This window comes from Rhodovulum kholense, assembly GCF_003053725.1.
GTDB classification, from domain to species: domain Bacteria; phylum Pseudomonadota; class Alphaproteobacteria; order Rhodobacterales; family Rhodobacteraceae; genus Rhodovulum; species Rhodovulum kholense.
Window position 1 is genome coordinate 23,480 of sequence record NZ_QAYC01000009.1, and the last position, 12,334, is coordinate 35,813.

Consider the following 12,334-nt stretch of genomic DNA (forward strand, 5'->3'; position numbering starts at 1 on the left):
GCACTTTGGCCCCGGCCTGCCGTCCTTAACGGAAGAGCGACAGAAGGTTCTGCGGCGCCTGGTTGGCGATCGACAGAGCCTGGGTGCCCAGCTGCTGCTGCACCTGCAGCGCCTGGAGGCGGGCCGAAGCTTCCTCCATGTCGGCGTCGACGAGGGCGCCGATACCGGTTTTCAGGGCGTCGGTCAGGTTCGACAGGAAGTCCGACTGGGTTTCCAGACGGGATTCCGCCGCACCGAAGGCCGCGGCAGCGTCGATCGAGGCGTTGATCATCGTCTCGATATCGGCCAGCGCGGTCCCGCCGGTGATGCTGAAGCCGTTCAGGCCGGCCAGGGCGCCAGCGCCGTCGGCGCGCACGCGAACCGTCATGTTGATGTCGTCGGCACCTTGGTTGTCGACAACCAATTCACCGGCGGCGTTCACCGGGTCGTAAAGTGCGGTGACACCGGTGATGCCGGCCGCGTTGATCAGATCGCGCAGGTTCGACAGCGCGATCTCGTTCGCATCGTTGCCAGCAGCCACGTCATCGGCGGTCACGGTGTAGCTGAAATTCTGATCGCCCAGCGTCACTGTGATGGTTTCGTCCTGGGCCACGGCCGACAGGCCGAAGGACTCCCCGGCACCGGAGGCGATGGACACGGCACCGTCGTTGTTGTTGCCAACGACGACGAGGTTCGTACCGGAAGTGGTACCGGCGGCCAGCTGGCCGGCGGCGGTCGCGGCGGCCGCGGTGTTCAGGTTCTGGGCATCGATCGTGATCGTGTTCGCGGTCACGCTGCTGCCGCTGCGGTCGATCGAGCCGACCACCGAGGTGCCGGTGCCCGAGTTGATCAGGTTGACGCCGTTGAACTGCGCGGCGCTGATCGTGGATTCGACCAGGCTGATCAGTTCGTCGGTTTCGTTCTGCAGCTTGGTGGTGCTGGCGGTCGCGTCGCGGGACGCGATGACTTTGGTCTTGATGTCCTTCAGCAGGTCGGTGATGGTTTCGGTCGCGGTCCGCGCCACGCCGACCATCGCCTGACCGGTCGCAAGGCTGTCCGAGACGGCGTCGAAGCCCGCCACGTCGCTTTCCATGACCTTCGAGATGGCCCAGACGGCCGAGTTGTCCTTGGCCGAGCCGACGGACTTGCCGGTGGAGATTTCCGACTGGGTTTTTTCGAGGCTGGAGTTGATGCCGCGGAGGGTCTGGAGCGCGACCATCGCGCTGGAGTTCGTCAGAATGCTGGACATGGGTATGGTCCTTCCAAGTACAAGGCGCTTTGCGCCCAAGGGGTTAAGCCGCGGATAAGCGGCAATTGAAGGCGTTCTGACCCATACGGCTGCGGAGTTTCCCCGTGCCGTGCCACCCGTCTCAGGGCGCGCCCCGAACCTTTCAGCCCGGGGTTAAGGGACGACTAACTGGGGAAGGTTGTAATCGTCGGATTTGGCTAAAATAGGGCTCAGGCGCGGCGCGTGAGCGCCGAAGGCGTGGCACCGATACGGGTGCGCTCGCCGCGCTGCGTATAGGTATCCAGCGCCGCCGCCGGTTCGCGCAGCCGCTTCAGCGAAGCACGGGCCGAGTCCAGCCCCTTTTCGACCGCCGCCAGCAGGCGATCGTTACGCCGCGCCTTGCTGCGCAGCCTGTCCAGCGCGTCGCGGTCGGCCTCGGAAGGCATCTGCAACCGGGCGACCAGTTGCTCCTTCTCGTCGGTCAATGCGCGCAGGGCCGTGAAGTCGCTCTGCCGGAGCGCCTGGTACTCGCGCTCGAGAAGGTCGGCGATCGTGTCAATCGAGGTCATCCATCCGCTCCTTGAGTGATTCGAAGATGCTTTCGGCAAGGCCGATACCTCCCGCGCGCGCCATTTCCGTGGCCTGAGCGTCGCGGAGGAAAGAGTTGAACTGGGATTCGCCGATGCCGCCACTGAACGCACCGCTGGACAATTCGCCGGAAAGATCGCCCAGACCGGCCGATTCGAGCATCTCGGACAGGAACTGGGCCTCGAGCTTCTCGGCCGCGGCACGGAGTTGGGCCAGACGGGTTTCGCGATCGGTGGCGCCGCTCGCACCGGGAGGAGGAAGGGCGGAAGGCAGCATGGCGGAACTCCTAAACTGCGAGTCGTTTTTTCCGTTATTGGGGGAATTCGGTAAAGGACCGGTAACCGATCCCGGTCCAATCTGCGGCCAACTCCGACAGAAGTCTGGCGATACGCATGCAGGTTCCTTTCCCTTTCGACACGCTCGGCCCCTCCGGGCCTTCCCGATTCGACACCCCGGGCCCCTCCCGGCCTTCCGACATGGAGGGTGCGGATTTCCGGTCGGTCTTCGACGAGTCGACGCCCCCGGACCGGACCGAGGCGCCCGCCCGGGCCCCGGCCAGGGACAAAGCGTCGGATGCAGCCGCGCGACGCGACGGCCCGACCTCGGCCGCCGAGGACACCGCTTCAGCCAAGACTGACCCGGCAGAGACCGCCGAAGCCCCCGAAGCCGGGACCACGGGCAAAGAAGCGCCGAAATCCGAAGCGGAGACAGACACCGACAGCGACGGCCCGGCTGCGTCCGAGATCACGTCCAAGGATGAAGCGCTGGATCCTGCAGTCGCTGTCCCCTTGGCCGCGCCACCGCCGGCGGCCTCCACGGCGGTCGCCGCGGCGACCGCCCCCGGGGCCGAGCCGGCCGCGATCGGAGCCGTCGGGGCGACGCGCGCTGCCGCGGCCGAAACCGTCCTTCCCTCCGAGCCTGCAGGACCGGCGCCTGCGACGGTTCCCCCGCCGGGTGGCGCCGTTTCGGCAAACGAACCCTCCACGCCAGCCTCGCCCCTGCCCCGGGCGGCGACAGAGGCCACGACAGCACCCGCCGTGCCGGGAGATGTCGCCCCGGGCGGCAAAGACCCGAAGGTCGGCGAGACCGCCGCCAACGAGGCCGCCGCACAATCGGCGGCCAGGGCAACCGGCAGGCCGCAGCCGACCCCGGCCGACCAGAACACACCGCCGGTCGCGGCTGAAGGCGTCCGACCTGAAACGGGTTCGGCGGCCGCGTCGCAAATCGAAAGCCCGAAATCCGAGCTTCGGACGGGCAAAGGAACTGAGACCGCATCGGCCTCTTCCCCCGAGCCCCTTCAGGCGAAAGCAACGCCAGCGCCGCAGCAGCCCCAGGCCGCCGCCGATCCCGCCACCCAGACCGCCCGCGACACCTTGCAGGGGCAGGCTGCGGCGGCTGTGGTTCAGACCAGTGCGGCCTCGGCCTCCGACGGCAGATCCGGCGGGCGTGGCGACCATCGAGGCCGCGACTCGCTCCGACAGGAGGCCGCTGCCCCCGCCACGGGACAGCAGACGGCCACCGCTCCGATCGCGCAGGCCCAGCCGGATGGCGCGGCCGCGACGCTATCGGCGGGCGCGGGCTCCGATGGGTCGGCTGTTGCCGACGGCGCCCGCGCCGATCCCACCGCGGCAACCGAGGCCGGCTTTTCGGATCGCGCCGGGTCCGACCCGGCGCGGACTTCCGAAGCCGCACGCTCTGCCTCCACCCCTCCCCAACTGGCCGATGCACCGCGCACGGCGATGCGCCAGATGGCCGAATCGCTTCACCGCGCGGCTGACGGATCGGTCCATCTGACACTCAGCCCGGAAGAGCTTGGCCGTGTGCGGCTGACCCTGACCCCGGGCGATCATGGCATCACTGTCAGCATTCTCGCCGATCGTGGCGATACGCTCGACCTGATGCGTCGCCATGGCGACATGCTGACCAGCGCGATGCGGGATCTCGGCTATGGCGAGGTCATCCTCGATTTCGCCGGGCAGCAGCGCGGCTCTCAGGGGCAGGCGCGCGGCTTTGCCGCCGCAGGGCTCACTCCGGGCGACGACGGGGCCGACACCGGCCCCCTTGCCACGAACAGTACCTCTGCCCGCACGTCGGGCGGCGGTCTAGATCTTCGTCTTTGAAGGAAATTTTCCATGGTTGACAGCGTCTCCTCCGCCGCCAGCGCCGCCACGAACTCGTCCTCTGCCTCGACCAGCGGCAACTCGAAGACGATGATCAGCAGCGACTTCGAAACCTTCCTGCGCATGCTGACCACGCAACTCGAGAATCAGGACCCCCTGAACCCGATGGAATCGTCGGATTATGCGCTGCAGATTGCGACCTTTTCGGGGGTCGAACAGCAGGTGCAGACCAACGAATTGCTCAAGGCCCTCTCGGCCAATCTGGGCGGCGGCGGCCTGTCCCAATACGGATCCTGGGTCGGAATGGAAGGCCAGGCCGCTGTTCCCGCGAACTATGACGGAGTGACGCCCGTCACGGTTTTCCCGGAGATCGACAAGGACGCTTCGACTGCCACGCTTGTGGTGCGCGATGATACCGGCGCCATCGTGCAGTCCGAGCCCATCCCCCCCGACACCAAGACCATACTCTGGTCCGGCGGCGAGGACCACGAGGCAGGGCTCTACGATTTCATCGTGGAAAGCTATGCCGAGGATGGCAGCAAACTTTCGGAGGCCCAGGCTCGGATCTATGCCCAGATTGCGGAAGTCCGCACCGACGAGGGTCAGATCAGCATCGTCTTCGACAGCGGCACCATCGTCAAGGCGTCGGAGGTTTCGGCACTGCGCGATCCGGTCTGACCGTCGCGCAGGCGGCCCTCACGGGCCGCCTGACGGGTTTCAGGACAGCAGCAGGGCCAATCCGGCGCCGATCCAGGTCAGCGCGGCGCCGGCGCCCATCCATAGCAGTGGCTGCAGCCAAGGACGCAACGGCCGCACGGGCTCGGACTGCGACTGGCGGATCAGCGCGGATTCGGCCAGTTCCGGCAGCCGAGGCCCGAAACGGGACAGCACCCGAACGGTGCGGCTGAGATCGCGAACCACCGCCTTCGGCCCGATATTTTCCTTGATGTATTCCTCGACGATCGGCCGCGCGACTTCCCAGATGTTGATCGACGGGTTGAGCGAACGCGCCACGCCCTCGACCACGACCATGGTCCGCTGCAGCAGAATCAGTTCAGTCCGAGTCGCCATGCCGAACCGCTCGGTCACTTCGAAGAGATAGGCCAGAAGCTTCGCCATCGAGATGTGGGTCGCGTCCATGCCGAAAATCGGCTCGCCGACCGACCGCAGCGCCTGGGCGAATTCGTCGATCTCGCGGTCGGCAGGGACGTAGCCCGCCTCGAAATGCACCTCGGCCACCCGGCGGTAATCGCGGCGGATGAACCCGTACAGGATCTCGGCATAGACCCGGCGCGTATATTCGTCGATCCGGCCCATGATGCCGAAATCGAAGCACTGGATGTCGCCGTTCGCACCGACCTTCATGTTGCCCTGGTGCATGTCGGCATGGAAATAGCCGTCGCGCAGCGCATGGCGCAGGAACATCGACAGCACCCGCTCGCCGATGGCGCGGCGGTCGTGCCCGGCGGCATCCAGCGCGGCGTTGTCGCCGATCGGCACGCCCTCGCACCAGGCCATGGTCATGACCCGCTTCGAGGACAGAGGCCAGATCACCCGCGGCACGGTGAAGCCCGCATCGTTTTCGGTATTGGCGAGGAACTCGGCCGCCTGGGCGGTCTCGATCCGCAGGTCCAGCTCACCCGTCACCACCCCGTCGAAATGGGCGATCACATCGGTCGGACGCAGCCGACGCGAGAACGGCGCCAGCAGTTCGATGGTCGAGGCGGCGAAATAGAAAGCGTCGATATCCTTGCGGAAATTCCGTTCCACCCCGGGCCGCAGCACCTTGACCGCCACCAGCTCGCCGGTCCGGGCGACGCGCGCGCGATGGACCTGGGCAATCGAGGCCGCGGCGATCGGCTCGGAGAATTCCGAGAACAGCTCGTCGGCGGGCTGGCCCAGCTCCTGGGCGACGGTTTCCTTGGCAATTTCGGTCGGGAAGGGCGGCAGCTTGTCCTGCAGAACCCGCAGCTGCACCGCCAGCTCGTCGCCCACCACATCGGGCCGGGTCGAGAGGATCTGGCCGAACTTGATATAGGCCGGCCCCAGCGCAGTGATCGCCCGGGTCGCGGGCGGCAAAGCCGGATCGCCCTTCTCACCCAGCACCTTGAACGGCCAGCCCATAACCCGCGCCGCAGCGCGGACGCTGGCGGGCGCGCCCAGTTGCTCCAGCACGAAGCGGTTCGCGCCGGTGCGTTCCATGGTGGCCAGTGTCTGCACCAGCCGCCAGATATTGTGAGGCCCGCGCACCTAGATCTTCCAGCCCGAATGCAGTGCCGCGATGCCCATCGACAGGTTGCGATACTTCACCTGCTCGAACCCGGCGGTGCGGATCATCCCGGCGAAGGTTTCCTGATCGGGGAACTTGCGGATCGATTCCACCAGATACTGATAGCTGTCGCGGTCATTGACCACGAACTGGCCCAGCGGCGGGATCACGTTGAAGGAATAGCGGTCATAGGCCCATTGCAGCAGCGGGTTCGGCATCTGGCTGAATTCAAGGATCATCATCCGCCCGCCGGGTTTCAGCACCCGGTAGGCCTCGTTCAGAGCGTCCTGAATACGGGTGATGTTCCGGGTACCGAAGGAATTGGTGAAGACATCGAAGCTGTTATCGGCGAAGGGCAGCGCCATGCCGTCGCCCACCACCCAGTCGAGACTGGCAGCAAGGTTGTCGGCCTCGGCGCGCTTGCGGCCCTCGACCAGCATCGATTCCGTCATGTCGCAGACCACCGCCGTCGCGCCGGGCGCGCGGCCAAGAAAGCGGAAGGCGATGTCGCCGGTGCCGCCCGCCACGTCCAGCAGACGCTGATGCGGCTGCGGCGCGAGCCAGTCCATCATCGCGTCCTTCCAGACCCGGTGGATGCCGCCCGACATCAGGTCGTTCATCAGGTCGTAGCGCGAGGCAACGCGGGTGAAGACCCCGTGCACAAGGCCTGCCTTCTCTTCCTCGGCGACGGTCTGGAACCCGAAATGGGTGGTTTTCTGGGCACTCTCGGTCATGGGGCCTTGCCGTTCATTTGTCCGGCCCTTCTTATAGGGCGCTCTGCGGGGACTACAATCCGTTCCGCCATGAAGTGAAGGTCCGATGCCGGAATTGCCAGAGGTAGAGACAGTGCGTCGCGGCCTGGCCCCCGTGCTGGAAGGTCGCACCATCTTCGCCGCGCGCCTCAACCGCCCCGACCTGCGCTGGCCCCTGCCCGAGCGCATGGCCGAGCGGCTGACAGGGGCGCGGGTGCTGCGGCTCGGGCGGCGGTCCAAATACCTTCTGGCCGAGCTTTCGACCGGCGAGACTCTGATCGTGCATCTGGGCATGTCGGGCCGGATCCTGGTGTCGGGCGTCGCGCTGGGCCATTTCGTCCATGACCATCCGGCGCCGCAAAAGCACGACCATGTGGTGTTCGAGATCGAGGGCGGCGCGCGGATCACCTTTAACGACCCCCGCCGCTTCGGCGCCATGGACCTGACCGCCACCGACGCGCTGGACCGTCACCGGCTGCTGGCGGGCCTCGGCCCCGAACCGCTGGGCAACGGCTTTCACGAGCTTTACCTGACCGGGCGGCTCGGCGGGCGGCAGACCCCTATCAAGGCCGCGCTGCTCGATCAGCGCGTGGTCGCGGGGCTTGGCAATATCTATGTCTGCGAGGCGCTGCACCGGGCCGGGATCTCGCCCTTGCGCCAGGCGGGCCGGATTGCCGCAGCCCGGCTGGCAACTCTGGTTCCGGCGATCCGGACGGTGCTGACGGAGGCCATCGAGGCCGGCGGGTCGAGCCTTCGGGACTATCGTCAGGCCGATGGCGAACTGGGCTACTTCCAGCACAATTTCCGCGTCTATGGACGCGAGGGCAAGCCCTGCCCCACCCCCGGATGCCCCGGCACCATTCGCCGAGTCGTCCAGTCGGGGCGGTCGACATTCTACTGTCCGCAATGCCAAAGATAGCTTGATCGCAGGCCCGAGACTGTTAAGGACTCGGGCTCGAACCGAACGGAGGCCGACAGTCCATGGCTTACAAGACGCTGATCGTCGAGATCGAGGACCACGTAGCGCTGGTCCGCCTGAACCGGCCCGAGGCGCTGAACGCGCTGAACGGCGAGCTGATGGGCGAGCTGGCCGACGCGGTAAGCGAGGCCAATGCCAATGAAAAGGTCCGCTGCATCGTCCTGACCGGGTCCGAGAAGGCCTTCGCCGCCGGTGCCGACGTCCGGGAGATGAGCGAGAAGAGCTTCGTCGACGTCTTCGCGGGCGACCTCTTCACCCCCGAGACGGAACGCCTGCTGGCCTGCCGCAAGCCGATCATCGCGGCCGTGGCGGGCTATGCGCTGGGCGGCGGCTGCGAACTGGCGATGATGTGCGACTTCATCATTGCCGCGGACACCGCGAAATTCGGCCAGCCGGAAATCAATCTCGGCGTCGTTGCCGGGATCGGCGGCACCCAGCGCCTGACCCGCGCCGTCGGCAAGTCGAAGGCGATGGACATGCACCTCACGGGCCGCTTCATGGATGCCGAGGAGGCCGAGCGCGCGGGGCTCGTCAGCCGCGTCGTGCCCGCCAAGAAGCTGATCGAAGAGGCGATGGCGGCGGCCCAGAAGATTGCCGAGAAATCGGCGCTGACCACGATGGCGGTCAAGGAATGCGTCAACCGCAGCTTCGAGACCACCCTGCGCGAAGGGCTGCTGTTCGAGCGGCGGATGTTCCACATGATGTTCGCGACCGAAGACCGGGCCGAGGGCATGCAGGCCTTCGTCGAAAAGCGCGAGCCCCAGTTCCGCGACAAGTGACGCGCCGCCCCGGGGCTGCGCATTTTCCGGTTTCCTTTTGCGGCAAGCTCGACTATAAGCCGCGCCTTACATGCGCGTGAGGCCCGCTTTGGCCGGAATCAGCCGGTGGCATCAAAACCCGGCCGGGGACTCGTTGCGCGAGAGATTTTGACCACGAGACCCGGAAAAGGGAAAAGGACCACATGGCCAATTCGCCCCAAGCCAAGAAGCGCGCCCGTCAGAACGAGCGCCGCTATGCCGTGAACAAGGCGCGCCGCTCGCGCATCCGCACCTACCTGCGGAAGGTCGAAGAGGCGATCGCCTCGGGCGATCAGGAGGCCGCTGCGGCCGCCCTTCGCCAGGCCCAGCCCGAGCTGATGCGCGGCGTCACGAAGGGCGTCGTTCACAAGAACACGGCGGCTCGGAAAATGTCGCGGCTGGCCTCGCGGGTGAAGGCGCTGAACGCCTGATCCGGGGCTGATTCCGCCATAAAAACAAGGGCTCCGAAGGGCGCGGTCGCAAGGCTGCGCCCTTCGCCATTTGGGCCCCCTCCCCGGCCCTTATGGGCCTGCGGCAACACGCTCCGGATTCGTTCCGCGCATGCTCGCCGTCAAGGTCGAAGTTCTGTTGCACCCCTCACGACGCCCGGTCTACCGTCTGTGGGCGATTCACATCGACTTGGGGGGGCATGACGCGGAAAGACCCGCGCCACGATCTGCTTTTTTATCCGGCCAGAGCCGGCGGGAGAGACGATCGAGGGGGGCTTGCCGGACAGGGCGTATATTCAGGGGATGCGCTCTGACCGAACGCTGCTGCGAGCCTGACGGAGCCTGGCTCTGTCCGTAGGGTTTTGTGTCATGTCCAAAGGACCGTGATAGGCAAAGCGACTTGGGGACACCCGGGCGCCGCGATGGCGGAGTCCGGCAACGGAAGTGTCGCTTTTGCCGAAAGGGTCTTCTCCCGTTTCGATGCGCACCGGGGTTCCGACGGCCGCTCCATGACGGAGCGTCTCTCGGGCTGTCCGGTTTTGCGGGATCGGCTAAGAGCGGGCAAGAGAAGATGACAGACGACACCTGGGGACGCATTCGAGATGATCTGGAGAAATCGATCGGCAAGAACAACTTCGTAACCTGGATCGCTCCTTTGGAATTCCGCGCCCTCGAAGACGGGGTGGCGCGGTTCGGTGTGCCCACCAGCTTTGTCGGCGACTGGGTCAATCGCAACTTCGGCGACAAGATCCTCGAACATCTCACCCGCAGCGGTGTCGATGTGGACCGGCTGGAATTCGCGGTCGCGGCCCAGAAACCGGCAGAGCCCGCGCCTGCGGCGCAACCGCGCCGCGCCGTGGCGGCCGAGCCGCGCGACGAGGGCGACATGCCCGGCGCGCCGCTCGACTCGCGCTTCACCTTCGACAGCTTCGTCACCGGCAAGCCGAACGAACTGGCCCATGCCGCCGCGCGCCGCGTGGCCGAGGGCGGCCCGGTCGCGTTCAACCCGCTCTTCCTGTACGGTGGCGTGGGCCTCGGCAAGACCCACCTGATGCATGCCATCGCCTGGGATCTGCTGCAGCGGGCACCGGAAAAGAAGGTGGTCTACCTGTCGGCCGAACAGTTCATGTACCGCTTCGTGCAGGCGCTGCGCGAACGCGACATGATGGGCTTCAAGTCGCTGTTCCGCTCGGTCGACGTGCTGATGGTCGATGACGTCCAGTTCATCGCCGGCAAGGACAGCACCCAGGAAGAGTTCTTCCACACCTTCAACGCGCTGGTCGATCAGAACAAGCAGATCGTTATTTCGGCCGACCGCGCGCCGGGCGAGATCAAGGATCTGGAAGACCGGATCCGCAGCCGCCTGCAATGCGGGCTGGTCGTGGACCTGCACCCGACCGACTACGAACTGCGCCTCGGCATCCTGCAGCAGAAGGTCGAGCTGTACCGGATTCAGTATCCGGGTCTGGTCATCGCGGGCGGCGTGCTGGAATTCCTCGCCCACCGGATCACCACCAACGTCCGTGTGCTGGAAGGCGCCCTGACCCGGCTCTTTGCCTTCGCTTCGCTGGTTGGCAAGGAGATCACGCTGGATCTTGCCCAGGACTGTCTGGCCGACATCCTGCGCGCCTCGGACCGCAAGGTCACCATCGAGGAGATCCAGCGCAAGGTCAGCGAGCATTACAACATGCGGCTCAGCGACATGGTCGGCCCCAAGCGGCACCGCACCATCGCCCGTCCGCGCCAGATCGCGATGTACCTGTCCAAGCAGCTGACCCAGCGCAGCCTGCCCGAAATCGGGCGCCGCTTCGGCGGGCGCGACCACACCACGGTCATGCATGCGGTCAAGCGCATCGAGGAGCTGCGCGGAAAGGACAGCCAGATCGAAGAGGATCTGGAGCTTTTGCGCCGCATGCTGGAGGCCTGATCGGCCCCGGCCCAGGGGGCCCCTTGACGCCCTTGTGAAAGTCTCGGACAGTCCAACAAAACGCTTGAGCGGGGGGGCGAAACCGTTAGGGTTCGCCTCCCGGGCGCAAGAGGAGCGAGGGGCATGAAATTCAGCATCGAACGCGGCACACTTCTCAAGGCGGTGGGCCAGGCGCAATCGGTGGTCGAGCGGCGCAACACCATTCCGATCCTCGCCAACGTCCTGATCGAAGCCGAGGGGGCAAGCGTCAGCTTCCGCGCCACCGATCTCGATATCGAGGTCGTGGACAAGGCCCCGGCGACGGTCGAACGCGCGGGCGCGACCACCGTGCCTGCCGTCACGCTGCACGAAATCGTCCGCAAGCTGCCCGACGGCGCGCTGGTCGAGCTGTCGGATGACGGCACCTCGGGGCGACTGACGGTCAATGCCGGCAAGTCGCATTTCAATCTGGCGACGCTGCCGCGCGAAGATTTCCCGGTGATGGCCTCGTCGGAATACAGTTCGAACTTTACCGCCAAGGCCCCCGTGCTGCGGCGGCTGTTCGACAAGTCGAAATTCGCGATCTCGACCGAAGAGACGCGCTATTATCTGAACGGCGTCTACATGCATGTGGCGACCGGCGAGGACGGACAGGCGCTGCGCTGCGTCGCGACCGACGGCCACAGGCTGGCACGGATCGACGCGGCCCTGCCCGACGGGGCCGAGACCATGCCCGGCGTGATCGTGCCGCGCAAGACCGTGGGCGAGTTGCGCAAGCTGCTGGACGATGACGACATCGACATCGCGGTCTCGGTCAGCGAAACCAAGGTGCGCTTTGCAACGCCCGAGATCACCCTGACCTCGAAGGTCATCGACGGCACCTTCCCGGATTACTCGCGGGTGATCCCGATGAACAATGCCCGGCGGCTCGAGGTCGACGCGGCCGAATTCGCCCAGGCGGTCGACCGGGTGGCAACGGTCAGTTCCGAACGCTCGCGCGCGGTCAAGCTGGCGCTGGAAGAAGACCGGCTGACGCTGTCGGTCACCTCGCCCGACAGCGGCGCGGCCGAGGAAGAACTGGCCGTGGCCTATGGCGACGAACGGCTCGAGATCGGGTTCAACGCGAAATACCTGCTGGAAATTGCCGGTCAGGTCGATCGCGAGAATGCCGTCTTCCTGTTCAACTCGTCCGGCGATCCGACCCTGATGCGCGAGGGTGACGATGCCTCGGCGGTCTATGTCGTGATGCCGATGCGGGTCTGAGACC

At 66.2% G+C, this 12,334-nt stretch carries 12 protein-coding genes; 7 read left to right on the forward strand and 5 right to left on the reverse strand.

What is annotated here, in order from left to right; translation table 11 throughout:
* Positions 1-25: 25 nt before the first annotated feature.
* The 3 genes from C8N38_RS12570 to C8N38_RS12580 form a co-directional block, all read right to left on the reverse strand.
* Positions 26-1,228, reverse strand: coding sequence for a flagellin (locus tag C8N38_RS12570; protein WP_108027533.1), 1,203 nt, complete (start codon positions 1,226-1,228; stop codon positions 26-28).
* A gap of 209 nt (positions 1,229-1,437) precedes the next feature.
* Positions 1,438-1,776, reverse strand: a complete 339-nt coding sequence (locus C8N38_RS12575) for a hypothetical protein (protein WP_108027534.1) — start codon at positions 1,774-1,776, stop codon at positions 1,438-1,440.
* Positions 1,763-2,071, reverse strand: coding sequence for a rod-binding protein (locus C8N38_RS12580; RefSeq protein ID WP_108027535.1), 309 nt, complete (start codon positions 2,069-2,071; stop codon positions 1,763-1,765). Before C8N38_RS12580 ends, C8N38_RS12575 begins: the two co-directional genes overlap by 14 nt.
* 116 nt (positions 2,072-2,187) lie before the next feature.
* Here C8N38_RS12580 and C8N38_RS12585 point away from each other — a divergent pair, with 116 nt between their 5' ends.
* Positions 2,188-3,915 carry a flagellar hook-length control protein FliK gene (locus C8N38_RS12585; RefSeq protein WP_146176271.1) on the forward strand — a complete coding sequence of 576 codons (1,728 nt, stop codon included), beginning with the start codon at positions 2,188-2,190 and terminating at the stop codon, positions 3,913-3,915.
* Between the two features lie 12 nt (positions 3,916-3,927).
* The gene (locus C8N38_RS12590) at positions 3,928-4,593 is read left to right on the forward strand and encodes a flagellar hook capping FlgD N-terminal domain-containing protein (RefSeq protein WP_108027537.1); all 666 of its coding nucleotides are present in this window, start codon (positions 3,928-3,930) and stop codon (positions 4,591-4,593) included.
* 39 nt (positions 4,594-4,632) lie between these two features.
* On the opposite strand, the gene ubiB is transcribed toward C8N38_RS12590, so the two are convergent.
* Both ubiB and ubiE read right to left on the reverse strand, forming a co-directional pair.
* Positions 4,633-6,165 (reverse strand): 2-polyprenylphenol 6-hydroxylase, encoded by a 1,533-nt coding sequence (gene ubiB, locus C8N38_RS12595; RefSeq protein ID WP_108027538.1) that lies wholly within the window; start codon positions 6,163-6,165, stop codon positions 4,633-4,635.
* Positions 6,166-6,918 carry a bifunctional demethylmenaquinone methyltransferase/2-methoxy-6-polyprenyl-1,4-benzoquinol methylase UbiE gene (gene ubiE / locus C8N38_RS12600; RefSeq protein WP_108027539.1) on the reverse strand — a complete coding sequence of 251 codons (753 nt, stop codon included), beginning with the start codon at positions 6,916-6,918 and terminating at the stop codon, positions 6,166-6,168.
* Between the two features lie 85 nt (positions 6,919-7,003).
* Here ubiE and mutM point away from each other — a divergent pair, with 85 nt between their 5' ends.
* The 5 genes from mutM (at position 7,004) to dnaN (ending at position 12,330) form a co-directional block, all read left to right on the forward strand.
* Positions 7,004-7,855: a bifunctional DNA-formamidopyrimidine glycosylase/DNA-(apurinic or apyrimidinic site) lyase gene (mutM, locus tag C8N38_RS12605; RefSeq protein WP_108027540.1), complete on the forward strand. Its 852-nt coding sequence runs from the start codon at positions 7,004-7,006 to the stop codon at positions 7,853-7,855.
* Between the two features lie 62 nt (positions 7,856-7,917).
* Positions 7,918-8,694 (forward strand): enoyl-CoA hydratase, encoded by a 777-nt coding sequence (locus C8N38_RS12610; protein ID WP_108027541.1) that lies wholly within the window; start codon positions 7,918-7,920, stop codon positions 8,692-8,694.
* A 182-nt stretch (positions 8,695-8,876) separates the two neighbouring features.
* Positions 8,877-9,143 carry a 30S ribosomal protein S20 gene (gene rpsT, locus C8N38_RS12615; protein ID WP_108027542.1) on the forward strand — a complete coding sequence of 89 codons (267 nt, stop codon included), beginning with the start codon at positions 8,877-8,879 and terminating at the stop codon, positions 9,141-9,143.
* A 589-nt stretch (positions 9,144-9,732) separates the two neighbouring features.
* Positions 9,733-11,088: a chromosomal replication initiator protein DnaA gene (gene dnaA, locus C8N38_RS12620; protein ID WP_108027543.1), complete on the forward strand. Its 1,356-nt coding sequence runs from the start codon at positions 9,733-9,735 to the stop codon at positions 11,086-11,088.
* 123 nt (positions 11,089-11,211) lie between these two features.
* On the forward strand, positions 11,212-12,330 hold the full coding sequence (dnaN, locus tag C8N38_RS12625) for a DNA polymerase III subunit beta (protein WP_108027544.1): 1,119 nt from the start codon (positions 11,212-11,214) through the stop codon (positions 12,328-12,330).
* Positions 12,331-12,334 lie beyond the last annotated feature (4 nt).

Excerpts from the sequence above, each read along its gene's own strand:
- C8N38_RS12575 (WP_108027534.1), bottom strand. The coding sequence starts at position 1,776 with ATGACCTCGATTGACACGATCGCCGACCTTCTCGAGCGCGAGTACCAG.
- rpsT (WP_108027542.1), top strand. The coding sequence starts at position 8,877 with ATGGCCAATTCGCCCCAAGCCAAGAAGCGCGCCCGTCAGAACGAGCGC.
- C8N38_RS12585 (WP_146176271.1), top strand. The coding sequence starts at position 2,188 with ATGCAGGTTCCTTTCCCTTTCGACACGCTCGGCCCCTCCGGGCCTTCC.
- ubiE (WP_108027539.1), bottom strand. The coding sequence starts at position 6,918 with ATGACCGAGAGTGCCCAGAAAACCACCCATTTCGGGTTCCAGACCGTC.
- mutM (WP_108027540.1), top strand. The coding sequence starts at position 7,004 with ATGCCGGAATTGCCAGAGGTAGAGACAGTGCGTCGCGGCCTGGCCCCC.
- C8N38_RS12610 (WP_108027541.1), top strand. The coding sequence starts at position 7,918 with ATGGCTTACAAGACGCTGATCGTCGAGATCGAGGACCACGTAGCGCTG.
- C8N38_RS12580 (WP_108027535.1), bottom strand. The coding sequence starts at position 2,071 with ATGCTGCCTTCCGCCCTTCCTCCTCCCGGTGCGAGCGGCGCCACCGAT.
- C8N38_RS12590 (WP_108027537.1), top strand. The coding sequence starts at position 3,928 with ATGGTTGACAGCGTCTCCTCCGCCGCCAGCGCCGCCACGAACTCGTCC.
- dnaN (WP_108027544.1), top strand. The coding sequence starts at position 11,212 with ATGAAATTCAGCATCGAACGCGGCACACTTCTCAAGGCGGTGGGCCAG.
- C8N38_RS12570 (WP_108027533.1), bottom strand. The coding sequence starts at position 1,228 with ATGTCCAGCATTCTGACGAACTCCAGCGCGATGGTCGCGCTCCAGACC.
- dnaA (WP_108027543.1), top strand. The coding sequence starts at position 9,733 with ATGACAGACGACACCTGGGGACGCATTCGAGATGATCTGGAGAAATCG.